The sequence below is a fragment of the Stenotrophomonas sp. AGC87 genome (genome assembly GCF_057333975.1).
The window spans coordinates 137,503-162,070 of sequence record NZ_JBHFHW010000038.1; the positions used below are offsets into that span (position 1 = coordinate 137,503).

At 67.6% G+C, this 24,568-nt stretch carries 17 protein-coding genes; 9 read left to right on the top strand and 8 right to left on the bottom strand.

The window, feature by feature from the left end; all coding sequences use genetic code 11:
* Nucleotides 1–54: 54 nt before the first annotated feature.
* The gene (gene fabR / locus ACE026_RS15620) at nucleotides 55–717 is read right to left on the bottom strand and encodes an HTH-type transcriptional repressor FabR (protein ID WP_123729694.1); all 663 of its coding nucleotides are present in this window, start codon (nucleotides 715–717) and stop codon (nucleotides 55–57) included.
* A 93-nt stretch (nucleotides 718–810) separates the two neighbouring features.
* On the opposite strand from fabR, the gene ACE026_RS15625 reads away from it, so the two are divergent.
* Nucleotides 811–1,884: a ferredoxin reductase gene (locus ACE026_RS15625; protein ID WP_486039741.1), complete on the top strand. Its 1,074-nt coding sequence runs from the start codon at nucleotides 811–813 to the stop codon at nucleotides 1,882–1,884.
* Between the two features lie 2 nt (nucleotides 1,885–1,886).
* Complete coding sequence (locus tag ACE026_RS15630; RefSeq protein WP_486039742.1) at nucleotides 1,887–3,020, top strand: fatty acid desaturase family protein; 1,134 nt, start codon at nucleotides 1,887–1,889, stop codon at nucleotides 3,018–3,020.
* On the opposite strand, the gene ACE026_RS15635 is transcribed toward ACE026_RS15630, so the two are convergent.
* From ACE026_RS15635 to ACE026_RS15645, 3 genes are all read right to left on the bottom strand, one after another.
* Nucleotides 3,021–5,195 carry a TonB-dependent receptor plug domain-containing protein gene (locus tag ACE026_RS15635; protein ID WP_486039743.1) on the bottom strand — a complete coding sequence of 725 codons (2,175 nt, stop codon included), beginning with the start codon at nucleotides 5,193–5,195 and terminating at the stop codon, nucleotides 3,021–3,023. It lies immediately after the preceding gene.
* Between the two features lie 114 nt (nucleotides 5,196–5,309).
* Complete coding sequence (locus ACE026_RS15640; RefSeq protein ID WP_486039745.1) at nucleotides 5,310–6,809, bottom strand: peptidoglycan DD-metalloendopeptidase family protein; 1,500 nt, start codon at nucleotides 6,807–6,809, stop codon at nucleotides 5,310–5,312.
* The gene (locus ACE026_RS15645) at nucleotides 6,806–7,192 is read right to left on the bottom strand and encodes a BlaI/MecI/CopY family transcriptional regulator (protein WP_313213037.1); all 387 of its coding nucleotides are present in this window, start codon (nucleotides 7,190–7,192) and stop codon (nucleotides 6,806–6,808) included. Before ACE026_RS15645 ends, ACE026_RS15640 begins: the two co-directional genes overlap by 4 nt.
* A gap of 220 nt (nucleotides 7,193–7,412) precedes the next feature.
* Here ACE026_RS15645 and ACE026_RS15650 point away from each other — a divergent pair, with 220 nt between their 5' ends.
* From ACE026_RS15650 to ACE026_RS15665, 4 genes are all read left to right on the top strand, one after another.
* Nucleotides 7,413–9,386 (top strand): oleate hydratase, encoded by a 1,974-nt coding sequence (locus ACE026_RS15650; RefSeq protein WP_486039747.1) that lies wholly within the window; start codon nucleotides 7,413–7,415, stop codon nucleotides 9,384–9,386.
* 113 nt (nucleotides 9,387–9,499) lie between these two features.
* Nucleotides 9,500–10,102 (top strand): ECF-type sigma factor, encoded by a 603-nt coding sequence (locus ACE026_RS15655; protein ID WP_486039749.1) that lies wholly within the window; start codon nucleotides 9,500–9,502, stop codon nucleotides 10,100–10,102.
* Nucleotides 10,099–12,792, top strand: a complete 2,694-nt coding sequence (locus ACE026_RS15660) for a serine/threonine-protein kinase (protein WP_486039751.1) — start codon at nucleotides 10,099–10,101, stop codon at nucleotides 12,790–12,792. Before ACE026_RS15655 ends, ACE026_RS15660 begins: the two co-directional genes overlap by 4 nt.
* Nucleotides 12,793–12,930: 138 nt before the next feature.
* Nucleotides 12,931–13,137, top strand: a complete 207-nt coding sequence (locus ACE026_RS15665; protein WP_486039753.1) for a hypothetical protein — start codon at nucleotides 12,931–12,933, stop codon at nucleotides 13,135–13,137.
* Nucleotides 13,138–13,143: 6 nt separating this feature from the next.
* On the opposite strand, the gene ACE026_RS15670 is transcribed toward ACE026_RS15665, so the two are convergent.
* Together ACE026_RS15670 and ACE026_RS15675 are read right to left on the bottom strand one after the other, a co-directional pair.
* Nucleotides 13,144–14,277 carry a metallophosphoesterase gene (locus ACE026_RS15670; RefSeq protein WP_486039754.1) on the bottom strand — a complete coding sequence of 378 codons (1,134 nt, stop codon included), beginning with the start codon at nucleotides 14,275–14,277 and terminating at the stop codon, nucleotides 13,144–13,146.
* A 130-nt stretch (nucleotides 14,278–14,407) separates the two neighbouring features.
* Nucleotides 14,408–15,832, bottom strand: a complete 1,425-nt coding sequence (locus ACE026_RS15675) for a diguanylate cyclase (protein ID WP_486039756.1) — start codon at nucleotides 15,830–15,832, stop codon at nucleotides 14,408–14,410.
* Nucleotides 15,833–15,975: 143 nt separating this feature from the next.
* Between ACE026_RS15675 and ACE026_RS15680 the strand changes: the two genes are divergently transcribed.
* From ACE026_RS15680 to ACE026_RS15690, 3 genes are all read left to right on the top strand, one after another.
* The gene (locus ACE026_RS15680) at nucleotides 15,976–17,025 is read left to right on the top strand and encodes a cation diffusion facilitator family transporter (protein WP_486039757.1); all 1,050 of its coding nucleotides are present in this window, start codon (nucleotides 15,976–15,978) and stop codon (nucleotides 17,023–17,025) included.
* 87 nt (nucleotides 17,026–17,112) lie between these two features.
* Nucleotides 17,113–17,862 (top strand): 2,3-diphosphoglycerate-dependent phosphoglycerate mutase, encoded by a 750-nt coding sequence (gene gpmA, locus ACE026_RS15685; protein WP_486039758.1) that lies wholly within the window; start codon nucleotides 17,113–17,115, stop codon nucleotides 17,860–17,862.
* 221 nt (nucleotides 17,863–18,083) lie between these two features.
* Nucleotides 18,084–20,177: a M13 family metallopeptidase gene (locus ACE026_RS15690; protein WP_486039760.1), complete on the top strand. Its 2,094-nt coding sequence runs from the start codon at nucleotides 18,084–18,086 to the stop codon at nucleotides 20,175–20,177.
* 84 nt (nucleotides 20,178–20,261) lie between these two features.
* Here ACE026_RS15690 and ACE026_RS15695 read toward each other — a convergent pair whose 3' ends face one another.
* Nucleotides 20,262–20,858, bottom strand: a complete 597-nt coding sequence (locus ACE026_RS15695; protein WP_486039762.1) for an HD-GYP domain-containing protein — start codon at nucleotides 20,856–20,858, stop codon at nucleotides 20,262–20,264.
* Between the two features lie 106 nt (nucleotides 20,859–20,964).
* A complete protein-coding gene (mfd, locus tag ACE026_RS15700; protein WP_486039764.1) occupies nucleotides 20,965–24,432 on the bottom strand; it encodes a transcription-repair coupling factor in 3,468 nt (1,155 codons plus the stop codon).
* Between the last annotated feature and the right edge of the window lie 136 nt (nucleotides 24,433–24,568).

Below are 24,568 nucleotides of genomic sequence, written 5' to 3' on the forward strand. Positions count from 1 at the left end.
AAAAAAGCACGGCCCGGGGGTCGTCATTTTTTTGTGCGCGGCCCGTAGGCTGGATCAGCGCAGCGGCGGACTACCCGCCAATGTCCGCGCCCCGGTGATGATCATCCGCAGCATCTGGGTCAGCTGATCGATCAGTTCCGGATCTTTCTCCGGTGGTAGATCCACTGCAGTGGCGCCCATCGCGAACACCAGCCGGGTAATCGCCTTGGAGGCCAACGCCGGTTCGTGCAGCCGCGCGCCGTCTGCAGCAGCCAGGCGGATCAGATCGACCCGCAGTTCGTCTTCGAAGTAATTCAGCTCGCGATCGACCGCGTGCTTGAACGCATCCGAGCCGGCCGTGCCTTCGCGAAGCAGCACATGCAGCAGGCGGTCATCGGCGCGCAGCTGCTCCATGAAGGTTTCCACCGACAGCCGGATCACGCTGCGGTCCGAGGAGGCCGCGCGCTGGCGGGCCTCGCCGATGATCGTGCGCAGCGAGCGCCCGGCCAGGTCGATCAGGGCCACGGTGAGTTCGTCCATGTCGCGGAACTGACGGTAGAACGAGTTCGGGGCGATCCCGGCTTCACGCGCGACCTCGCGCAGGCTCAGCGTGGAGACGCTGCGGTGCGGGCCGATCAGGGCCAATGCCGCGGCCAGCAGATCCTCGCGGGAGATCGAGGCTTTGCGCGCGGGATGGGCGTCGTCGGAGGCGGGCAGGGGCAGGTCTGGGGAGGTCATCAGGGGCAGCGCGGTCAAGTCCCTGAATCATAGCCCGTCCCGGCAATATACAACTGTATACACAGTCGTATGCTCGGCCGTATAGTGCGCAGCATGAGCACCGTCCCGCGCATCGCCGCCCGCCGTCACGCCGCCAGCCCCCGCCGCTGGGTCCCCGAAGCGCTGTTCGACTTCTGGGGCACCCGTCTGCACCCGCTGTGGACGCTGCGCCGCCCCTTGGCCCGGCTGCTGTCGCGCACGGCCGAGAGCGCGGATGCGGTCACCCTGGTGCTCACGCCCAACCGCCATTTCCGTGGTCTGCTGCCGGGCCAGCACGTCACCCTCGGCGTCGAAGTCGATGGCCGCCGCCTGTCGCGCAGTTACAGCCCGACCGTGCTGGCCGACGGCCGCTTGGCGATCACCGTCAAGGCCATCGCCGGCGGTGCCGTCAGCCAGCATCTGGCCCATGCCGCGGCGATCGGTGAGGTCTTTGAGCTGGGCCAGGCGTTCGGTGAAATGACCTTGCCCAAGGCCTCCGGCGAGCGGTTGTTGCTGCTGGCCGCCGGCAGCGGCATCACCCCGATGCGCGCGCTGCTGCGTCAGCTCGATGGTGCCGGCATGCCCGGCCAGGTGGACCTGGTGTACTGGGCACGCCGCCGCGAAGAACTGTGTTTCGCAGAAGAGTTGGCTGCCATGGCGGCACGCCATCCCACGTTCACGCTGCACATCGCGCTGACCCGCGACCCGGCCGCACCGGCGTCGCGTGTGGATACATTCGCCTTCGAGGCGCTGGGCGATCTGAGCACCGCACGTACCCTGGTATGCGGCCCGGGTGGCTTCGTCGATGCAGCGCAGGCGCGCCTGCAGGGCCAGGTTGCTTCGCTGCAGTCCGAGGCCTTCACCCCACCGGTGCTGCCGGATGCCGAAGCGGGCACGGTGCAGGTCGAACTGCGCCGCAGCGGCCGCACGCTTGCCCTGCCACGCGGCACCTCGCTGCTGCAGGCGCTGGAAGCCGAAGGGCTGCGCCCGGCCAGCGGCTGCCGCATGGGCATCTGCAATACCTGTGTCTGCGGCAAGGTGTCCGGCGTCACCCGCCACACCCTGACCGGCGAGCATGCGGCCGAACCGGCCACGCAAGTAAAGCTGTGCGTGAACAGCGCCAGCACCGACCTGATCCTGGAGCTGTGACCATGTCTTCCGTGCACAACCGCGCGCTGTCCCCGGCCGAACTGCAGGCCTTCGGCGCTGAACTCGATGCACTGCGCGCGCGCCAGCTGGCCACGCTCGGTGCGCGCGATGCGCGTTACATCCGCCGCGTCGTGGCCGCCGTACGCTGGACCGGCGTGGCCGGCCGCGCGCTGCTGTTCCTCGGTGCCTTCGTGCACAGCGTGCTGATCCCGGCGTGGATCGCCGGCGTGGTGATGCTGGCGCTGTCCAAGATCCTGGAAAACATGGAGCTGGCGCACAACGTCATCCATGGCCAGTACGACTGGATGGGCGATCCGCAGTTGCAGGGCAGCACGTACGAGTGGGATATCGTCGGCACCGCCGACGCCTGGCGCAAGACCCACAACTTCCGCCACCACACTTATACCAATGTGCGCGGGCTGGACGACGATATCGGTTACGGGCTGCTGCGCATTTTTCCCGAGCAGCGCTGGCGCCCGTTCTACCTGATGCAGCCGGTGGTCGCGGTGGTGTTCGCGCTGCTGTTCGAATGGGGCATCGCGATCCAGGACCTGCGCCTGGGCCGCGTGTTTGCCGGCAAAATGACGCTCAAGCAGCTGGGCAAGCAGTTCCGCCCGGTCGGCCGCAAGATGGGCAAGCAGATGTTCAAGGACTACCTGCTGTTTCCGGCACTGGCCGGTCCGTTCTTCCTGCCGGTGCTGCTGGGCAATGTGGCGGCCAACCTGATCCGCAACGTGTGGACCTACGTGATCATCTTCTGTGGTCATTTCACCGCCGAGGCCGAAACCTTCCCGAAGGAATGCGTGCGTGATGAGACCCGTGGCCATTGGTACCTGCGCCAGCTGCGCGGCTCATCCAACCTGACCGGTGGCAAGCTGATGAACGTCATGTCGGGCAACCTCAGCCACCAGATCGAGCACCACTTCTACCCGGACATTCCGGCCAACCGCTACGCGGCGATCGCGGTCGAAGTGAAGGACATCTGCGCGCGCTACGGCCAGCACTACAACACCGGTTCGCTGCCGCGCCAGTTCGGCCAGGTGATGTGGCGGATCGTGCGCCATGCCTTCCCGAGCAAGCCGGGCCGCGCGCGTGCGCTGCCGGCGGTGGGCGAGGCCAGCCGCCAGCCGGGCTGATCACAGCGGGAGTTCAAGCTGCAGGCGCAGCAGCGGTGATGCGTTGCGCTGCCGCTGCAGCTGCTCAATGCCGTCTTCGCTGATCCGCCACTGCCCGGTGCGCAACGTCCGGTGCAGCGCGTTGTTGATGCTCAGCCGCAGTTTGCTGCGGGCGCCGATCGACCACAGCGAATACAGATCCAGGTCGCGCCCATACGCGCTGATCTCGAACTGGCCGGGGCTGACCTGCACGGTGCCGCCGGTGCGGTAGGTGTAACTGCCGCCCACCGTCCAGCCGGTGCGGAGCTGGTAGTCCGCGCCCAGGGTGCCGCTGAAACGCACTTGTTCATCCAGCCGGTTGTCCGGGCCGGGGACATCCTCCACACGCGAATCGTTGGCGGTGGCATTGAAGCGGACCGCCACATCCGGCGCGCCCGTGATCAGCTGCGGCAGCCGCAGCGCGGTATCCATCTCTACGCCCCAGGTCATCGCGGTGCCACCGTTCACCGGTGAGGCAACCCAGCGCCCATCGTGCAGGTGCGTTTCGGTGCGGATCACATCGCTGATCCGGCGTACGTAACCGCCGACGCTGAGCTGTACGCCGCTCTTGCCGGTGGTTTCGTAGGACAGGTCCACCCCGGTCGCCAACTCCGGACGCAGGGCCGGGTTGCCACGTTCGTCAGGGTTGAGCGGGCGGTTGTTGGTGGAGGTGTACGGGCGGGGGATGAGCGCGGCCAGGGTGGGCGAGCGATAGGTACGGGTGAGTGCAACGCGCAGCTGATCGCGCCGGGTACCGGGAATCTTCCAGAGCGACTGCAGCACCGGCGACAGCACCTGGTCACGCCGATGGATGCCGCTGAAACCGCTGCCGTCACTGCGCGTCTCGATCTGCTCCCAACGTGCGCCGGCATAGAGCGACCAGCGCTCGCTGAGGGTGAGGTCGTCCTGGGCGTACACGGCCAGCCGCCGGATGCGTGCGTCGAACGCCAGATCGCTGATCCAGCCGGCGTCGTCGCCGACCGGCAGCAGCTGCTGTACCCGCGCCTCGTCGCGACGATCCTCGCTGGCCTCCCAGCCGAGCTGCAGCGCATGCAGCCCGCGGCCGGGAAGCGTGTATTTGCCGGTGCTGTTGAGCTCGCGCACGGTCAATCGTGCATCCGTGTGGTCCTCCAGGTTCTGCTGCCCTTGCTGCGCGTAGCCCTGTTCGCGATAGGTGTAACGCTCGCGGTTGCCGCCCAGACGCAGTTTGGTGGTGAACGTGCTGCCCTGTTCGAAGGTGCGGGTCCAGGTGGCACTGCCATTGGCCTGCGCGACCTCGATACGGGTGCGCTGCTGGTAGCGGGCGCGCCGCAGCGGCTCGCCCAGTGTGGTGGTCCAGTCGATATCGGTGGTGCGGTTGAAGCGGCTGGCATCGGCGACACCCTGCAAGGCGAGGATGTCGCCGTTCTCCAGTGTGGTTTCCAGGCTGGGTGCAAGCGAGAGCACATCGCGGTTCCCGCCCGCACGCAGGGTGGTGTCGCGCAGCGCGATGGGGGTTCCCTGGCGATCCCACGCACGTTCGGTGCCGGTTTCCTCGACCAGGAACTCGCGGCGCGATGCGGTGGCGATGACCGCGCTGCTGCGGTGGCCGGCGCGCCGGTTGTGCTGCCAGCTGACCGACGGTGTGTTCTGGCCGTTGCTGCGGCCCCAGGCCACCGACAGCTGTTCGGTATCGTTGCGCGCGCCGGCGGCCAGTACGATGTTGATCGAGCCGGCAATGGCCTCGGCGCGCTGGTCGGCCGTCGGTGCACGGAGGATCTCCACGCGTTCGACCATCTCCGGCGTGAGCGAATCCAGATCGAACCCGGCCGGTGCCTTTTGGCCGTTGAGCAGGATCTGGGTATAGCCCGCGCCGAGGCCGCGCAGTGACAGCGCACCGCTGCGACCCGGCGCGCCGGTGCCCACGGTGATGCCGGGCAGCCGCTTGAGCGCATCGACCAGGCCGATATCACCAAACTGGCGCAACGCGTCCGTGCCGAACACGATCCGGGTGGCCGTGTCATCGCGGCGCGCGTCGTACGCCGGTCCTTGCACCTGCACAGCCTCCAGCTCGGTGGGGGGCGGTGCTGATGACGGTGCGGGCAGCGACTGCGCGGCGCTGGAGAACGCGGCGCACAGCGGGGACAAGGCGAGGACGACGCGGAACGTGGATGACATGGGCAGTCCGTGCAGAAAGGTGGCGTGGACATTTCGCCGGGCAACACGCGCCCCTCCTGTGGCCAGGAAAACGAAATGCAGCAGTGGGGTCGGGATGTGGAGCGGGTCAGCCGGTCATGGCAGGTGCGCCTGCGGATCGACGCGATCACCGTTGCGGAGCATCTCCAGATGCAGGTGCGGTCCGGTCACGCGCCCGGTGCTGCCGACCCGCGCGATCTGCTCGCCGGCGTGCACCTGCTGGCCGACCACCACATCGGCGCCCTGCAGGTGCGCGTACAACGTCTGCCAGCCCTGACCGTGGTCGATGACCACCACCGTGCCGTACTGGGGACCGTCCGGGTAGGCGGTGGTTGCCGCCACGATCCGGCCGTCCGCCGGCGCGAGGACCGGTGTGCCCGGGCGGGCGCCGAAATCGGTGCCGCGATGCGGTCGCTGGCGGATGCTGCCGGTATCGCCGAAATGTCCGGTGATCCTCGGTGCTGCCAGCGGTGCCTGGAACTGCACCTCGATGGGAGCATCGCTCAACGGCGGCAGCGGCAGTGCGGCCTCCGTCGCCGCGATCTCCTTCGGGGTGCCACTGACGGCCGGGCCCGGCAAGGGGCGCGCGGCACTGGCCTGCATGACCACCAACAGGGCGCCGATCAGCAGTGCGCTGCCCAACAGGAGCGCGCGTCCCGATCCCGACAGCGGCCGCGCGGCATCGCCATGCAGCATGTGCCGGATGCGGATTTCATGCCCGGCCAGATCGCGGTGGGTCAGGGCGGTGGTGGGCGTGTGAGCCGCTGCGGAAAGGCGCAACGTGCGCACGTACGCCGTGGCGAATTCACGCCCGCCATGTGCATCCCCCGCGAGGGCCTGCGCATCACATCGAAGCTCGGCCGCCAGCTGCACGCGCGCGGTGAGGCGACGCAGGAACGGGTTGAACCACAGCAGGGCGTTGAGTATCGCCATCAGGCCGGCGCGCTGCGGATCGCGGCGCGTCAGGTGCGCCGCCTCATGGCCCAGGATCAGGCTGAGTGCGCGATCCTCCAGCTGCTCCACGGCCGAGAGGGGCAGCACGATCAACGGCCGCGGCCAGCGCACCGCGAACGGACTCACCGGCAGCGCGCTGACCCGGCAGACGATACCGGCCGACCGCAGCCGCTGCGCCGACGCACGGCTGCGCGGGCCCGGCCAGGCCTCCGCTGCGATCGGCAGGGTCGCCCGGCACAGCCGGCCGGTCGCCCGCGTGCCGGCCAGCACGCGCAGCAATGCGATACCAAGGCCGGTGACATACAGCGCGGCCAGCCACGCGGTGGTGGCCGGCCCCGTCCAAGGGGAGCTCACCGCGCCCCCTCTCGCCGCACCGGCAGCCTCGAGGTCCAGTGCGACCGGCAGCGGCATCATCAGTGCCGGTGGCAACGAGACGAGCGGTGCGGGGGCCCACAGCGCCACACCCACCGACAGCAGGACCGGCATCACCGCCAGCAACCACACCCCCATCCAATAGCCATACGCGGCGTGGGAGAGACCCAGCCGCCGGTGGACACGTTGCCCGGCAGACCACGTCACCCAGCCGCCCGCCAGGGCGCCAACGGCATGCACGCCCCAGAAGCCCAGCGTCAGCCCACTCATGCCGGATCGTCCTTGGCGGGGGCACGCAGCAGCGCATCGAGCTGCTGCAGTTCCTGTTCGCTGAGCAGGCGGCTGTCGGCGAAGGCCTGCGCCGGCAATGCGCCATCGATCTCGAGCACCCGGCGCGCGAAGTCCGTGCTGAGTGCGGCCAGTGTGGCCACCTTGCCGACCTTGGCGCGGTACATGTTCAGCCCGTGCTCGACGGTTTCTTCCACCAGCCCTTTGTCGACCATGCGTTCGAGCGTTTTGCGGGTGGACGAGTAGGACCAGTCCAGCGCCGCGGCGGCGCCGTTGTGGACTTCGCGCGCACTGCAGGCGCCCTGGCGCCACAGCGCTTTGAGCAGTTCCAGTTCGGCATTGGAAGGGGTAGGCAGTGCAGACATGGCAATCCCGGTGTGGCGAGGTGTCGCAAGTGTGCGACATGTGTCGCATGAGATGCAACAGGGGTGTCATTGATGCGGATCAATGCCGTCACAGGTGGGGTGCGTACCATCCAAGGGTGCAGCGCGGTGCCAGGAGGGGGCCGTGCGGTAAGGAAACCGTGCTGCCAGGTACCGGCCCATCCGGTGCCTCCTGTGGGTCCATCGAAAAAGGAGTGGTGATATGGCTGTCGAGCAACAGGGCGTGCACCGGGCACCGGTGATCGATAAAGAACCCGATGCCACGGGGGCCTACTGGTCCAACCGGCCCGAGAACACACTGCCGCCGCCGGACATGATGGGCGCCTACATGCGCAATCGCCCGGTCGCACCGGCCGGCGTGGCGAACCGCAAGGCGTGGATCATCGGCACCGGTATTGCCGGCCTGGCCGCGGCGTTCTATCTGATCCGCGATGGCGGCATGCCTGCGGCGAACATCACCCTGATCGACAGCCTGGACATCGAAGGCGGTTCGCTCGATGGGGCCGGCGACCCCGAGCAGGGCTACCTGGTTCGCGGCGGCCGCGAGATGAACTGGAACTACGACAATTTCTGGGACATGTTCCAGGACGTGCCTGCGCTGGAACTGCCCGCCGGCTACAGCGTGCTGGACGAGTACCGGGCGGTGAACGACAACGACCCGAACTATTCCAAGGCCCGGCTGATGCATCAGCAGGGGAAGATCCAGGACTTCTCCACCTTTGGGCTGAGCAAGCCGCAGCAGTGGGAACTGGTCAAGCTGCTGCTCAAGCGCAAGGAAGACCTCGACGATGTGACCATCGAGGACTACTTCAGTGATGGCTTCCTGCAGAGTAATTTCTGGTTCTTCTGGCGTTCGATGTTCGCCTTCGAGAACTGGCAAAGCCTGCTGGAAATGAAGCTGTACATGCACCGTTTCCTGGACGCCATCGACGGCTTGAACGACATGTCCGCGCTGGTGTTCCCGAAATACAACCAGTACGAGAGCTTCGTCAAACCGCTGGTGAAGATGCTGCGCGACCAAGGGGTGCAGGTCACCTTCGGTACCCGCGTGTACGATCTGGATATGCGCGTGGCAGGCGATACCCGCACCGTCACTGGCCTGCGCTGCCGTGTGGCGGGCAATGACACGCTGCTGCCGGTGGCCGAGGGCGACCTGGTGTTCGCGCTGACCGGCTCGATGACCGAGGGCACCGCCTATGGCGACATGGACACGGTGCCGGTGCTGCAGCGTCCGCGCGAAGCACCGGGGCAGGACAGTGACTGGGCACTGTGGCGCAACCTCGCCGCACAGTCGCCGATCTTCGGCAAACCGGAGAAATTCCACGGTGACATCGACCGCTCCATGTGGGAGTCGGCCACGCTGACCTGCCGCCCCTCGCCACTGGTGGACAAGATCAAGGAACTCTCGGTCAACGACCCGTACTCGGGCAGGACCGTGACCGGCGGCGTGATCACCTTCACCGACTCCACCTGGGTGCTGAGCTTCACCGTCAACCGCCAGCCGCACTTCGTCGACCAGCCCAAGGATGTGCTGGTGGTGTGGGTGTATGCGCTGCTGATGGACCAGAACGGCAACCACGTGGCCAAGCCGATGCCAGCCTGTACCGGCCGCGAGATCCTGGCCGAGCTGAGCTACCACCTGGGCATCGTCGATCAGCTTGATGAGATCGTCGCCAACACCAAGGTGCGCACCGCGCTGATGCCCTACATCACCGCGCAGTTCATGCCACGCGCGGCCGGCGACCGCCCGCACGTCGTGCCCAGGGGATGCACCAACCTTGGCCTGCTCGGGCAGTTCGTGGAGACCCATAACGATGTGGTGTTCACCATGGAAAGTTCGGTGCGCACCGCCCGCGTGGCGGTATATACGCTGCTGGACCTGCCCAAACAGGTGCCGGACCTGAGCCCGACCCAGTACGACATCCGCAACCTGATCAAGGCGGCGCGCGCGCTCAACAACAATGCCCCCTTCCCGGGCGAGCGACTGCTGCGGCGGGTGCTCGACAAGACCTACTTCGCACACATCCTGCCGCCGCTGCCGGACGCCGAACGCAGCCGTACCGGCTTCATGGAAGAGGAGGTGTCCTGGCTGGTCGGCAAGGGCGGCAGCGCGTTGAAGGATCTCTCCACGCGGCTGGAAACGCTGCGCGAGAACCTGGCCAAGCGCGGGAAGTAGCCCGGTTCCGGTGCCGCGGTGATGGAGATCGCCGCGGCACCGCCGCCCCATGCGGATGGGGATCGGCGATACTGCAGGCTGATCGCCTGCTGTGATGCCCGGACCCGCCCCACATGTCTTTTGACGCGACACCTCCAGCGGCCGAGCGCCAGGATGTCACCCGTTTGCTGCGCCGCTGGAGCGAGCAGCAGGACATCGCCGCCCGCGATCAACTGCTTGCGCTGCTGTATGCGCAGCTGCGTGGCATGGCCGTGGCGCGGCTGGGTACTCCCCAGGATGGCGTGCTGCAGCCGACCGTGCTCGTGCACGAGGCCCTGATGCGGATGATCGGTGGGGAGATCGGCTACCGCGATCGCGTGCATTTCCTTTCGTTGGCGGCGCTGAAGATGCGCAGCGTGCTGGTGGATCACGCACGCGCGATGGCGGCTTCCAAGCGGGGCGGAGGTGCGATCAACCTGACCCTGTCGTATGCCGACCAGGAAGCCAGCCTCGATCACGATGCCTTCGAAGTGCTGGCCCTGAACCGCGCGCTGGAGGAACTGGCCGCCCTGGATGAGCGCGCCGCACGCACGGTGGAATGGATGTACTTCGGTGGAATGAGCCGCGAAGAGATTGCCCTGGCACTGGATGTGTCCGTGCCCACGGTCGACCGCGATCTGCGGTTTGCCAAGGCGTGGTTGAACCGGCATCTGGCTGGGCCGGCCACGCGCGCATGAGCGGCCCAGACCGCTGGCAGACAGTGCGCGGGCTGTTCGACGCGGTCTGCGATCTGCCCGAGGCGCGCTGGCGCCCGGCGCTGGGTGAGTTGTGCGATGACCCGGCCGCGATCGACGAAACCCTGCAACTGCTGCGCGCGCAGACCGCCGACCTGGGCCGGGTCGAGCACGCGCTTGCCGCCGTGATGGCCGCGATGGATGATCCGGCCACGCTGGTCGGGCAGCGGCTGGGCCCGTGGCGCCTGAGCCGGTTGCTGGCCGTGGGCGGCATGGGCGTGGTGTTCCTGGCCGAGCGCGCCGATGCGCTGTACCGGCGCGAAGTGGCGATCAAGCTGATCCGCCGCGCCTACGAGCCGGTACTGGCCACGCGGCTGGCCAGTGAAAGCCAGATCCTGGCCGACCTGCAGCACCCGCATATCGCCCGGCTGTATGACGTGGGCGTGGCCGAGGGCGGTCAGCCCTACCTGGTGATGGAATACGTACCGGGTGAACCGCTGGACGACGCCTGTCGCACCCTGGCGCTGGATCTGGCCGCACGCCTGCGCCTGTTCGTGCAGATCTGCGGCGCGGTACAGGCCGCACATTCCCAATCCGTGGTGCACTGCGACCTCAAGCCCGGCAACGTACTGGTACGCCCCGACGGCCAGCCGGTCCTGCTGGATTTCGGCATCGCGCATCTGCTCGGTGACGCCAACGATGCTGCGGCCTTCCTCACCCCGGCATATGCCAGTCCCGAGCGCCTGGCAGGGCGCCCGGCCAGTGTGGTGGGCGATGTCTACAGTCTGGGCGTGATGCTGGAGGCGCTGCTGCAGGCCACGCCGCCGCCGGTGCGCGGCGTGCCCGCCGACCTGCTGGCGGTCGCGGCCAAGGCCGCTGCCGCGGATCCGGCCGAACGTTATGCCTCTGCCGACGCACTGGCCGAGGATATTGAACGGTATCTGGCACATCGCCCGGTGCGCGCGCGTCGGCCCAGCCGCTGGCATCGTGCGCGCCTGCTGCTGCGACGGCAATGGCGCGCCAGTGTGATCGTCGCGCTGGTGGCGGTGATGGTGCTGGCCTTCGTGCTGCGCTTGAGCGAGGCGCGTCGGCAGGCCGAGCAGAATGCGGTGGCTGCCGCCGGCATCGCCGATGTGCTGGTGGCCGCCTTCGATGCGGCCGACCCCGGGCTGCGCCACGGCACGCCGATGACCGCGCGTGAGGTGCTGGATCTGGGCGCACGCCGGCTTGAGCAGGACCGCACCGTGTCGCCCGCGCTGCGCGCGCGGATGCAGGCTGCATTGGGGCGCGCCTACCAGAACTTAGGTCAACCGCAGGATGCGCAGGCCCTGCTGCGGGACAGCGTGGAGGGGCTGGTGCACACGCGCGCCGCGCCGCATGAGATCGCCGACGCCCGCGCCAGTCTGGCGGTGCAGCTGCTCAGCGCCGGGCGTGAGAAGGAGGCGCTGGGCAGTGCAGAGGACGCATTGGGCCTGCTTGAGCAGGACGATGCCCCGGCGGTGCGGGTGAAGGCCTTGAACGCCCGGGGCCTGGCCCAGGCGCAGCTGGAGCAGCCGGCGGCGGCAGAACAATCCTTCCGCTCCGCGCTGGCGTTGAGCCGGCGTGGAAATGGTGCGCCGCTTCAGCGCGGCGGCCTGGCGGCGATGGCCAACCTCGGCGATCTTTACCGGAGCCAGGGCGAGCTGGACAAGGCCGAAGCGATCCTGCGTGAAGGTTTGGCCGAGGCATCGCGGGAGCATGGTGTGCAGGGGGCCGAGTACCAGCGGGTCCTGCGCGCGCTGTCCTCGACGCTGCTCAACCAGGGCCGTATCGATGAAGCGCTGGCACTGGCCGAGCGCGGCTTCGCCCTGACCCGGCAGATGTTCGGCGCAGGCAGCAGCTACACCGCCTCGGCCGAAGCCGCGCTGGCCGGACAGTATCTCGATCTTGGCCGCTACCAGGCGGCCGATCAGCACTTCCGCAACAGCCTGCAGACCAGCGCCGCGGTGGATGGCGTGGACAGCCGCGCCTACGCGGTCAAACAGTATGCCCATGGCCTGATGGAGGAAGCCCGCGGCGACTACGTGCAGGCCGAGCAGAACTACCGCGCTGCGCTGGCGCGCTATCGGGCGCTGCTCGGGCCTGAGCACGCCGACACACTCGACGTGGAGATGGTGCTGGCCCGGTTGCTGCTGCGTACCGACCGCACGGCCGAGGCGCAGGCACCGCTGCAGCAGGTGGCCGCGCTGTGGCGCCAGGAACTGCCGCCCGAGTCACCGCAGTTGCTGGTGCTGCGCCTGGTCGAAATCGAATGGCTGACCCGGGCTGGGCAGCATGCCGAGGCCGCGCGGGCGCTGACTGCGTTCGGCCAGGCCCACCCGAGCCTGCCCCCGTGGCTGGGGCTGCGCCTGCAGATGCAGCAGGCACTGCTGGCCCAGCGCCGTGGCGATCCCGCGGCAGTGCCGCTGTCAGCCCAGCTGGTGGACACATTCACTGGTTTCTACGGGGCCGATTCGACGGCGACCGCCAAGTGGCGTATCCCGCTGGCGGAGGCATTGTTTGCCAACGGCGATGGCGCTGGCGCCCGCGCCCAGATCGCGCGGGCCCGGCCGCACCTGAAGGAACTGGCGCCGACGTCGGAATTCCTGATTCGCATCAAGGGGTTGGAGCAGCGCATGGCGGATCACGACGCGGGTCTGCCCCGGAAGCGATAGTTTTGTGATGGTTTTCACGGTTTATCGATCAGGAGGCCGATTCCGGGCCTCGTTGATCGAAGGAACGCCATGTCAAACCCTCTCCATCCGGACGCCCCCCGCGCTGCAGCGCATCCGCCAGCAGCCCCTGCCGAGGCCATGGATCCGCCTGAGGCCGAACTGGACACTACGCAGGCACGCGGCCCGTTCCGGGCCTTCCGCAAGGCCTACGGCAAAGCACGCGACTGGCATTGTTCCCGCGGGCGCGCCACGGTCGTCGCATTGCGCTTCGCCTTGACCGGCGACAGCGGCCGCTTCCGCAGTCACGGCGGCTGGATGGTCTCGCGCATCTACAAGCCGCGCTGATCCGTGTCAGTCGCTTTCGCCGATCCTGCCTTCGGCCAGCGGCACCCGCGAGCCATCGAGCAGGCCGCGGCTGAGCGCGCCGTTCTCGATGAACAGCAGCTCGCCGTTCTCACCGTTCTTGATGCTGCTGTCGATGGCGATGATGCGATCGCCATGGAAGCTGCTGACATGCGGCATCGAGGTGTGGCCGACCACGATGCGGGCGAGATCGAGCTGTTTGAGCAGCGTCTCGACCTGGGCGGTATCCATGCGGCCATCGAAGTAGCCGCGGTACCAGATCGGGCTGGTCTTGCCATCGAACAAGCGGGCAGTGTCCGGTGCGGCCTTGACCTGCTCCTTGGGCAACCCGACTGCGGCCTGGTAGCCGGCGTTGGTGGTCGCCATGTTGCGCACCAGGTCCAGGTTCTGCGGTGCGATGCCGCCGTGCAGGAACAGGGTGTCCCCGATCCGCAGCAGCACCGGACGGGTACGCAGCCACTGGCCGATCGTCGAATCCGGACCGTACAGCGCGGGGTAGGAACGGCCGAGCAGCTGCGCGGTCTTGAGGTACTTCGGGTTGACGTAGCGCAGGTCGTTGTAGAGCACCATCGTCTCGTGATTGCCGAGCACGAAGTGCACCGCACCGCCGGCTGCCGCGGCCTGCTGCTGCAGGCTGTACAGCAGCCAGAATGCTTCGGTGACCTGCGGGCCGCGGTCGAACACATCGCCGGCCACCACCAGCGTGGCGTCGCCCAGCGACCAGCGGTCTTCGCTGTCGATCACGTGGTGGGCGCGCAGCAGCGTCACCAGCAGGCCGTACTGGCCGTGGATGTCCGACAGCGCGACGATCCGCGGCGTGGCCGGGAACCGGGCGATCTCCGCCGTGCGCGGCGGCAACACGGTCAGCGGGTGCGGATAGCCGCACTCGGGGGCGACCACGGTGGCCTCGCCGCGTGCCGGCAGCTCGCGGCGGATCACGTGGTCCTTGCACACCCAGGCCGCCTCCAGCCCCTTGGCGGTACGGAACACGTACGGTCCATCGGCATCCACATGCTCGGCCGGCGCCGCCACCTCGCGTGCCGTGGCCAGCAGCGGTGTCATCAGCAGCGCTGACTGGAGCAGCAGCAGGGCAGGGCGGGTCAGGGCGCGGCGGATCGACATCGGGGCATTCCTGTGGCGGACGGCAATGCCGCGATGCTACGCCGCACGGAGCGCGCCGGGCATGCGCCATTGGTCAGCCATGCGTGCCGCAACGGGCGGATGGGCCGGCGCTGCCGTCGGCCACACAGGGTCACCCGCGCTGCAGCGCCTTTCGCCCGGGCGCATCGGGCAGGTCATCACTGGCCAGCACCACCTGGTCGCGGCCCCGCTTCTTGGCCTGGTACATCGCCGCATCGGCGCGCGCCATCAGCCGCTCGTAGTCGGGATGGCCATCATGCGCGGCCACGCCGATGCTGGTGGTCAGCGACAGGCTCTGGCCACTGGCCAGTTGTACCGGGCTCTGCGCGATGTGCTTGCGCAGGTTCTCGGCGATCACCTCGGCCTGGGCGGCGGTGGCGGCCACCAGCACCACCACGAATTCCTCACCGCCATAACGGAACAGGTAGTCGCTGCCGCGGGTGAGCTGGCCGAGCAGGGCGGCCACGTGCTGCAGGGCGCGGTCGCCGCCGTCATGGCCGTGTGCATCGTTGATCGCCTTGAAATGGTCCAGATCCAGCAGCAACACCGAGAACGGCGTCTGCGTGGAATTGGCCAGTTCGATTTCCCGGCGCAGCACGGTCGGCAGGAAGCGACGGTTGAGCAGGTTGGTCAGTGCATCGCTGCCGGCATCGAGCTCGCCGATCCGTTCGAACAACATGCCCATCAGCGTACGGATCTGCGCCAGCCGCTCGCGGATGCCCTGCAATGCCCCGAAGCGCGCCGCGAAATCGGCATGCGCAAGCGCTTCCTGCAACTGCGTATCGACCGCGGCGACCAGTGCACCGACCTGGCCGGTCTCGCTGCTTTCGCCGAAACTGGGAATGCCCTTGTGGGTGAACCACAGGCCGAACTCCGATTGCGCCAGCCCGGTGAGCTCGGCCTCGGCATTCTGGCTGGCCATCGCGTAGAGCAGCGCGTTTTCCCAATCCAGCAGCAGGGCGCGTTGGCGTTCGCGCTCGGTGCTGACGTTCTGCACCAGCGAGAACAGGCGATACGCCGCATCGGTGCGCGAAGAGCGCTCGCGTGCATGCGTGTAGGCCAGCGTCATGCCCTCCAGAGCGATATCCATCGAGGCGCTGAGGCAGTGGATCGCCGCAAACGCCGTTGTGGTTTCGTCGGCCTGCGCGACGATGCGGTCGAACAGGCGGTGCTTGAGCACGCGTGCGCCGCGCGCCACCAGATCCACCGGAATCCCCACGCGGGCATGCACGTCGCCGATCACGCGCTGCGCGGCGACCAGCGCGTTGATGCTGTCCGGCGTGGCAGTGAGGATCTGCTGCAGCCATCGCTGCATCGCCGGTTTCAGGCGCAGCCGCACCTGGTCGTGCGAAAGGAACCGGCTCGCGCGCGGGTCTTCGAGCAGCACATCGTAGAAGTGGTGGGCCAGCCCGGGCGGGCTCTCGGCCGACAGGCTGGCCAGCAGTGTCGCCGCAGCGGCCGGCGTCTGCGCCAGTGTCTGCGCCCAGGCCAGCGCCAGCGGTTGGCTGGCCTCATCAAGATTTGGAACGTTATGCACGATTGTCTTCCCGCCACACAGGCCGTCGAGAGGTAGCGGCCGGGCGGCGTTGTTATTGAATTGCAAACTGAACGCTGCGGTAAGTGTAATAGTCTCCGCGCGAGGCGCTGCTTAACCTGCCGGCATTGTCCAGGAGAGCTTTCATGGGTCACGACCACGACCATCTGCCCAGCGAGATCCGCCACGAAAAACCGTTGTGGTGGGCGCTGGGGCTGACCACCACCTTCCTGCTGGTGGAGGTGGCTGGCGCGTTCTGGACGAACAGCCTGGCACTGTTGTCCGATGCCGCGCACATGGCCACCGATACCCTCGCGCTGATGATCGCGCTGGTCGCGGTCCGGCTCAGCCGGCGCCCACCCGATGCCAAGCGCACCTACGGCTATGCGCGGCTGGAAGCCATCGGCGCGATGATCAACGGCGGCATGCTGTTCGTGGTCGCCGGTTACATTCTCTGGGAAGCCGTGCAGCGCTTCCGCGCGCCGCAGGAGATCGCCTCCACCGGCATGCTGGTGATCGCGGTGTTCGGGCTGGTCATCAATCTCATCTCGATGCGCCTGCTGCGCGCCGGCAGCGGCGAGAGCCTCAACGTCAAGGGCGCGTACCTGGAAGTCTGGGCGGACATGCTCGGCTCGGTCGCGGTGATCCTCGGCGCGCTGCTGATCCGCTGGACCGGCTGGAAGCCGATCGATCCGATCCTGGCCGTGCTGATCGGCCTGTGGGTGCTGCCGCGCACCTGGGTGTTGATGCGCGAGGCGATCAACGTGTTGCTGGAAGGCGTGCCCAAGGGCATGGATGTCGCGGCGGTACGCGGCACCCTGTGCGCCCACGATGGGGTGGTGGACGTACATGACCTGCACGTATGGGCGCTGGCTTCCAGTACGCCCGCACTGACCGCGCACGTGGTGATGGGCACCGGCGTGGATGCGGACCGCCTGCGTCGCGAGCTGGGCACCCGGTTGCACGAACAGTACGGCATCGACCATGTGACCCTGCAGATCGAGTCGGACCATTGCGGCGATCCCTGCAGCGTGGGCAGCCCGCGCGATCCGCATGCCGATGACCATGCCGGGCATGACCATGCGGCCCACGATCATCCCGCGCACGCACACGGCAGCCATTCCCACGGCAGCGGCGACAGCCGCCGCCGCCCTGCACCGGACGCGCAGGGCCACCACGGGCATCCGCATCCCTGAGGGCCAGGGGCGGCCCGGCGGCGGACGGGCAGGGCAGGGTTGCCGCTACAATGCGGGTCTGCCTTGCCATCTGTCGGAGATACTGCAGTGACCCGGAAACTCGTACTGTTGCGCCACGGCCAGAGCCAGTGGAACCTGGACAACCGCTTCACCGGCTGGGTGGACGTGGAACTGACCGAGCAGGGCCGCCGCGAGGCCGCCGCCGCCGGCCGCCTGATGCGTGAAGAAGGCCTGCAGTTCGATGTCGCGCATACCTCGGTGCTCAAGCGCGCCATCCACACCCTGCAGGGTGCCCTGGCCGAACTGGACCAGGACTGGCTGCCGGTCAGCAAAAGCTGGCGCTTGAACGAGCGCCATTACGGCGGCCTGCAGGGCCTGGACAAAGCCGAGACCGCCGCCAAGCATGGCGAGGACCAGGTCAAGATCTGGCGCCGTTCCTACGACATCCCGCCGCCGGCGATGGACATCGAAGACCCGGGCCACCCGATCCACGACCGTCGTTATGCCGGCCTGGACCGCAACGCGCTGCCGGGCACCGAATCGCTGGCCACCACGCTGGATCGCGTGCTGCCGTACTGGTTCGATTCGATCGCCCCCCAGCTCAAGGACGGCAAGACCGTGCTGGTCACCGCCCACGGCAACTCGCTGCGCGCGCTGTACAAGTACCTCAACAACGTTTCGCAGGAAGCCATCCTGGAGCTCAACATCCCGACCGGCATCCCGCTGCTGTTCGAACTCAACGACGACCTGACGGTGCAGTCGTTCCGCTACCTGGGCGCCCCGGAAGCGGCACGCAAGGCCGCTGAGGCCGTGGCGAACCAGGGTAAGGCCAAGTAAAAGCGAAAGGCCGGCGCAAGCCGGCCTTTTCTTTACCGCCGCGGGTAGGGCCACCCCATGGGTGGCTGCACGCGACGCCGGGTTCCTGCCGCCACCCATGGAGTGGCTCTACCGCCGCACGATGGTGTGACCTTTGGCCGGTCCCCCGCCGCCCCTCCCGCGCTACGCTGCCCGATTGCCCGTGATCCGGGTGATGCATCCATCTGTAGCCGGAGAGTCGAATGAAGTTTTCCAAGCTGGTCCCGCTGGGCCTGACCGCCGCCATCGCCGTGTCGCTGGCCTCCTGCGGCAAGACCGATACCGCGCCTGCCGCCACCGCCGATGCCACGCCGGCGTTTGATCAGTCGCAGATCAAGACCGCGCTGATCTCGCTCAACAATGCCGATCTGGATACCGCCATCGCCGCCTGTACCGACCTCAACGGGTTCGTGAACAGCAAGTGGCTCAAGGCCAACCCGGTCCCGAACGACCAGACCACCTGGGGCAGCTTCGAAATCCTGCGCGAGCGCTCGCTGGAAGTGCAGCACGCGCTGGTCCAGCAGGCTGCCGCCAGCCAGGCCAAGGCCGGCACGGTGGAAGCCAAGATCGGCGACATCTGGAAGACCGGTTCGGACGAGGCAAAGATCGAAGCCGCTGGCATCACCCCGCTGCAGCCGCAGCTGGACAAGATCGCCGCGCTGAACGACACCGCCGCCATCACCCAGTACCTGCGCGACAGCCAGGCGGTGGGCCAGGGCGTGCTGTTCTCGCTGTTCGCCAATGCCGATTACAAGGATTCGGCCAACGTCATCGCCTATGTCGGCCAGGGCGGCCTCGGCCTGCCGGAGAAGGGCTATTACTTCGACGATTCGCAGGCCAAGATCCGCGATGCGTACGTTGCCTACATCGCCCAGGTGCTGACCCTGTCCGGCGTCGACGCCGAGCAGGCCAAGACCCAGGCCAAGGCCGTGATGGACTTCGAAACGCGTCTGGCCAAGGCCTCGATGTCGCGCATCGAAATGCGTGACCCGGCCAAGCGTTACAACCCGGTCAGCGCGGCGGACGCAGACAAGCTGACCCCGAACTTCAGCTGGACCGCCCTGTTCGACACCCTGAAGGTGCCGGCCGCGCAGAAGTTCTCGATGGCCCAGCCGGGCTTCTTCGGTGAAGTGGACAAGATGCTGGCCGACGTGCCGGCCGCCACCTGGCAGGCCTACCTGCGCTTCCACACCATCGATGACGCTTCGCCGTACCTGAGCAGCGCCTTCGAAAAGGCCAACTTCGATTTCTACAGCACCACCCTGCGTGGCCAGAAGGAAATGCAGCCGCGCTGGAAGCGCGTGCTGGAGTCGGTCAACGGCGCCATCGGTGAAGGCCTGGGCCAGATGTATGTCGACGCCGTGTTCCCGGCCGACTCCAAGGTGCAGATGCAGCACCTGGTGGAGAACCTCTCGGTGGCGCTGAAGGCGCGGCTGGAGAAGCTGGAGTGGATGAGCGAAGACACCCGCAAGAAGGCACTGGAGAAGTGGGCCAGCTTCACCCCGAAGATCGGCTATCCGGACAAGTGGCGTGACTGGTCGGGCCTGGAAACCAACGGCGACAGCTACCTGGGCAACATGCAGGCCGCGCGCACGTTCAACTACCGCTTCATGCTCAACAAGATCGGCAAGCCGGTCGACAAGACCGAGTGGGGCATGACCCCGCAGACCGTCAACGCCTACTACAACGCCACCAAGAACGAGATCGTGTTCCCGGCGGCGATCCTGCAGGCGCCGTTCTTCGACGCCAAGGCCGATCCGGCGCTCAACTACGGCGGCATCGGTGCGGTCATCGGCCACGAGATGATGCACGGCTACGACGACTCGGGCAGCCAGTTCGCCGCCAACGGCAACTTCGACAACTGGTGGACCGACAGCGACCGTGCCGCCTTCACCCAGCGTACCGACCAGCTGGTCGCGCAGTTCGACGGCTATGAGTCGCTGCCGGGCGTGAACGTGAAGGGCAAGCTGACCCTGGGCGAGAACATCGGCGACCTGGGTGGCCTGACCGTGGCCTACGACGCGCTGCAGATGGCGCTGAAGGAAGACCCGAAGGCCAACGTGGCGGTCGACGGCCACACGCAGGACCAGCGCTTCTTCATGAACTGGGCCACCGTGTGGCGCCGCAACTTCAACGAAGGCGAGCTGCGCGTGCGGCTGAACACCGATCCGCACGCCCCGGCGAACTTCCGTGCCAATGGCGCGCCCTCGAACATGCCGGCGTACGCGCAGGCGTTCGAGTGCAAGGCCGGCGATGCGATGGTGCGGGCCGACGACAAGCGCGTTGTGATCTGGTGATCGCACGCGGTTGAGTGATACGAAAAACCCGGCGAACGCCGGGTTTTTCTTTTCCAGCACGCTCGCGGCAAACCCCAGCGGAGACTATGTCGTGGCGGCCATCATCCGGGTGAACAGGCCGAACACCTCCGGATCCACCAGGCCACCCTGCTGCTCGGCAAGGATGCCCATCGCCTTGGCATGCGGCATCGGGCCGCGGTAGGGGCGGGTGGTGGTCATGGCATCGTAGCCATCGACGATGGTGAGCACGCGCGCGCCCAGTGGAATGTCGCTGCCTTTCAGGCCATCCGGATAACCACTCCCATCGAACGCCTCGTGATGGCTGCGGATCAACCGCGCCACCTCGGCGGCGTCACTGCGCCCGGTGGTGGCGAAGATGCGCTCGCCACGTTCGGGGTGGGTGCGCATGATCGCGCGCTGTGCGTCGTCCAGGCGCGCGGGATACAACAGCACGTTGTCCGGAATGCCGATCTTGCCGATGTCATGGAAGCGGGCGGCCAGCGCCAGATGCGCGCGCTGCGTCTCGTTCAGATCGCACAGGCGCCCCAGCTGATCGCCGAGCAGGCCGACCCGGTCGCAGTGGAAACGGGTGTATTGGTCGCGCATCTGCAGCGACATCGACAGGGCATCGATGGAACACGCCTGCGGATGGGCATCGTCGAACCGGGGGGAGTCGAACATGGGGGCGTCCGGTGGTGGGCGGCCGGAAGACCGCCATCCTGGCAGGACGGCATGCCGCCCGTGCCGGTGAAAAGATAGCGCCTGGCGACCAACGCCAGGCGTGAAATCAGCGCGGGGAGAGGGTCAGCAACAGGGCCTTGGCGGCGCTGAAGCGGTCTTCCGGCAGCGGCAAGGGGTGCTTGATGCGCAGCTTGTCTGGCCCATCCATCGTGTACAGCTTGGGCTGCTTCTGGATCAGCTGGATCACCGCCATCGGGTCGATCTCCGGCTTGGGATTGAACACGATGCGGCCGCCGTTCTCGCCCAGCTCCAGCTTGCGGATACCCAGCACGTTGGCCTGCAGCTTGAGCTCGGCGATCGCGAACAGGTGCTTGGCCGGGTCCGGCAGCAGGCCGAAGCGGTCGATCATCTCCACCTGCAGTTCGCGCAGCTCAGCGCTGTCACGCGCGCTGCTGATCCGCTTGTACAGGGTCAGGCGGGTATGCACGTCGGGCAGGTAGTCATCCGGTATCAAGGCCGGCACATGCAGTTCGACCTCGGCACCGCGCGCTTCTTCGCCCGCATCCAGGTCCGGCAGCTTGCCCAGGCGGATGCTGCGCACCGCACGTTCCAGCAGCTCGGTGTACAGGCTGAAGCCGACCTCGGCCATCTGGCCGCTCTGGTCCTCGCCAAGCAGTTCGCCAGCACCGCGGATTTCCAGATCGTGGGTAGCCAGGGTGAAGCCGGCACCGAGTTCGTCCATCGAGGCGATCGCCTCCAAACGCTTCTCGGCATCGGGTGTCATCGCGCGCTTGTCCGGCACCACCAGGTAGGCGTACGCCCGGTGGTGCGAGCGACCCACGCGGCCACGCAGCTGGTGCAGCTGGGCCAGGCCGAAGCGGTCGGCGCGGTTGATGATGATGGTATTGGCGTTGGGGATGTCGATGCCCGATTCGATGATCGTGGTCGACAGCAGCACGTTGAAGCGCTGCTTCTGGAAGTCCAGCATCACCCGCTCCAGCTCGCGCTCGGGCATCTGCCCATGGGCGATACCGATACGTGCTTCGGGCACCAGCTCGGCCAGCTCGCGCTGCATGCGGCCGATGCTCTCCACGTCGTTGTGCAGGAAGTACAGCTGGCCACCACGGGCCAGTTCGCGCTGGAAGGCTTCGCGCAGCAGCGCGTTGTCCCAGGCGGTGATGAAGGTCTTGACCGCCAGCCGGTTCGGCGGCGGGGTGGCGATGATCGACAGATCACGCAGCCCGGCCATGGCCATGTTGAGCGTGCGGGGAATCGGCGTGGCGGTCAGCGTCAGCAGATGCACGTTGGCGCGCATCGCTTTGAGCGCTTCCTTCTGGCGCACACCGAAGCGCTGCTCCTCATCCACTACAACCAGACCGAGGTCCTTGAACTTCACGTCCGGCTGCAGCAGGCGATGGGTACCGATGATGACGTCGATGGTGCCGGCGGCGACCTTCTCCAGTTCGGCCTTGATCTCCTTGGTGGATTTGAAGCGCGACAGCACCTCCACCCTGAGCGGCCAATCGGCGAAGCGATCGCGGAAGTTGCGGTAATGCTGTTCGGCCAGCAGGGTGGTCGGCACCAGCACGGCAACCTGCTTGCCGGCGCTGGCGGCGGCGAACGCGGCGCGCACGGCGACCTCGGTCTTGCCGAAGCCGACATCGCCGCAGACCACGCGGTCCATCGGCTGGCTGCTGGCCAGATCGCGCAGCGTCGCGTCGATCGCGGCCAGCTGATCAGGTGTTTCCTCGAACGGGAAGCCGGCCGCGAACGGCTCGTACATCGCGCGGTCCACGTGCAGCGCCAGGCCGGCACGGGCACGCCGGCGCGCCTGGATTTCCAGCAGTTCGGCGGCGACGTCGCGGACCTTTTCGGCGGCCTTGCGCTTGGCCTTGGTCCACTGCTCGCCACCGAGTGAATGCAGCGGCGCGGTTTCCGGCGAGGCACCGGAATAGCGGCTGATCAGGTGCAGCTGGGCGACCGGCACATACAGGCGGTCGCCCTTGGCGTATTCGATTTCCAGGAACTCGCCGGGCATACCGCCGGCATCGAGCACGATCAGGCCGCGGTAGCGGCCGACACCGTGGTCTTCATGCACGATCGGGGAGCCTTCGCTGAGCTCGCCGAGGTCGCGGATGATCGCTTCGGGCTCGCGCCCGGCCCGGCGGCTGCGGCGCTGCTGGCCGGCGCGTTCGGGGAACAGCTGACGTTCGGTCAGCACCGCGATCGGCGGGCTTTCCAGGGCGAAACCGTCTTCCAGCGGCGCCACGGTAATGCCGAAGCGGACGCTGTCGTCGGCCAGGAAGCCGGGCAGATCGGCGACCACCGGCGGCTTCAGCTCGGCGGCGAGCAGCACTTCCAGCAGGGCTTCGCGGCGGCCGGCGGAATCGGCGGCGATCAACACCCGGCCCGGATAATGACCGATGAAGGATTTCAGTGCCTCGGCAGCCGGGGCATCGCGTGCGGCCACCGGCAGCGGCGGCAGGGGCTGGTCGCCCAGCGGCTGTGCATCACCGATGCGGTCGTGATCCAGCGGCCAGACTTCGACGCGGGCCAGGCCGTTGAGCGTGGCGCGCAGTTGCTCGGGGCTGGCATACAGCTCTTCCGGCGCCAGCAGCGGGCGCTCGACATCGTGGCGGCGCTGCTCGTAGCGGTTCTGCGTCTGCGCCCAGAAGGCGGCCGCAGCATCGAACACGTTCGGCGCCAGCACCGGCAGCACGTTGGGCTGCAGGTAATCGAGCAGGGTCGCGGTCTTGTCGAAGAACAGCGGCAGGTAGTACTCGATGCCGGCCGGCGCGATACCCGCCTTGAGATCCTGGTACAGCGCGCTGCGCCGGGTATCCACATCGAAGCGCTCGCGCAGCGTGTTGAGCACGCGCGAGACGCTGAGATCATCCAGCGGTACCTCACGGCCGGGCAGCATGTGCACCGCCTCGACCTTGTCCAGCGAGCGCTGCGACTCCGGATCGAAGGCGCGGATCGAATCGATGTCTTCGTCGAGCAGTTCCACCCGCAGCGGCGCCTCGGCCCCCATCGGGTAGACATCGAGCAGGCCGCCACGTACGGCGAAATCACCCGGGTCCATCACCTGCGGCACGTTGCGATAGCCGGCCGATTCCAGGCGGCGCTTTTCCGCATCCAGATCCAGGCGCTGGCCGACCGTCAGGTCGAAGCTGCCACCGATGACGTACTTGAGCGGGGCCAACTGCTGCAGCAGCGTCTGCACCGGCACCACCACGATGCCGCGCTTGAGCGCAGGCAGGGCGTGCAGCGCGGCCAGGCGCTGGGAAATGATGTCCGGGTGCGGGCTGAAGGCGTCGTAGGGCAGGGTTTCCCAATCCGGGAAGGCCACGATCGGCACGTCGCCGGCACTGCCCAGCAGGGTGTGCAGGTCCGCTTCGATCTGGTTCGCGCCATGGTTGTCGCGCGCGACCACCAGCAACGGCCCGTCGTGCGACTGCGCCGCGCGGGCGATGTACCACGCCAGCGCTGTCGCCGAAGCGGGAGCGCGCCACCAGGCGCGGAGCTGTCCAGGACGTGGCAGCGGCGGAACGGGATAGGAGGTGCGTGACATGAACCGTCGATTTTAGCAGACCGCAGCGTGGCGGCTGCGTCATCCGGCGGCGGGCAAACGCACGGCCCGTGCCACGTTGCCGGTCGTGCAGGCCGCTGGCAGTCAACGGTAGTGCCAGCGGCCGGCTCCAGGCGAG

What these genes read in the sequence shown, in the direction of transcription:
- fabR (WP_123729694.1), bottom strand. Translation starts at nt 717, where the DNA reads ATGACCTCCCCAGACCTGCCCCTGCCCGCCTCCGACGACGCCCATCCC.
- ACE026_RS15625 (WP_486039741.1), top strand. Translation starts at nt 811, where the DNA reads ATGAGCACCGTCCCGCGCATCGCCGCCCGCCGTCACGCCGCCAGCCCC.
- ACE026_RS15630 (WP_486039742.1), top strand. Translation starts at nt 1,887, where the DNA reads ATGTCTTCCGTGCACAACCGCGCGCTGTCCCCGGCCGAACTGCAGGCC.
- ACE026_RS15635 (WP_486039743.1), bottom strand. Translation starts at nt 5,195, where the DNA reads ATGTCATCCACGTTCCGCGTCGTCCTCGCCTTGTCCCCGCTGTGCGCC.
- ACE026_RS15640 (WP_486039745.1), bottom strand. Translation starts at nt 6,809, where the DNA reads ATGAGTGGGCTGACGCTGGGCTTCTGGGGCGTGCATGCCGTTGGCGCC.
- ACE026_RS15645 (WP_313213037.1), bottom strand. Translation starts at nt 7,192, where the DNA reads ATGTCTGCACTGCCTACCCCTTCCAATGCCGAACTGGAACTGCTCAAA.
- ACE026_RS15650 (WP_486039747.1), top strand. Translation starts at nt 7,413, where the DNA reads ATGGCTGTCGAGCAACAGGGCGTGCACCGGGCACCGGTGATCGATAAA.
- ACE026_RS15655 (WP_486039749.1), top strand. Translation starts at nt 9,500, where the DNA reads ATGTCTTTTGACGCGACACCTCCAGCGGCCGAGCGCCAGGATGTCACC.
- ACE026_RS15660 (WP_486039751.1), top strand. Translation starts at nt 10,099, where the DNA reads ATGAGCGGCCCAGACCGCTGGCAGACAGTGCGCGGGCTGTTCGACGCG.
- ACE026_RS15665 (WP_486039753.1), top strand. Translation starts at nt 12,931, where the DNA reads ATGGATCCGCCTGAGGCCGAACTGGACACTACGCAGGCACGCGGCCCG.
- ACE026_RS15670 (WP_486039754.1), bottom strand. Translation starts at nt 14,277, where the DNA reads ATGTCGATCCGCCGCGCCCTGACCCGCCCTGCCCTGCTGCTGCTCCAG.
- ACE026_RS15680 (WP_486039757.1), top strand. Translation starts at nt 15,976, where the DNA reads ATGGGTCACGACCACGACCATCTGCCCAGCGAGATCCGCCACGAAAAA.
- ACE026_RS15690 (WP_486039760.1), top strand. Translation starts at nt 18,084, where the DNA reads ATGAAGTTTTCCAAGCTGGTCCCGCTGGGCCTGACCGCCGCCATCGCC.
- ACE026_RS15695 (WP_486039762.1), bottom strand. Translation starts at nt 20,858, where the DNA reads ATGTTCGACTCCCCCCGGTTCGACGATGCCCATCCGCAGGCGTGTTCC.
- mfd (WP_486039764.1), bottom strand. Translation starts at nt 24,432, where the DNA reads ATGTCACGCACCTCCTATCCCGTTCCGCCGCTGCCACGTCCTGGACAG.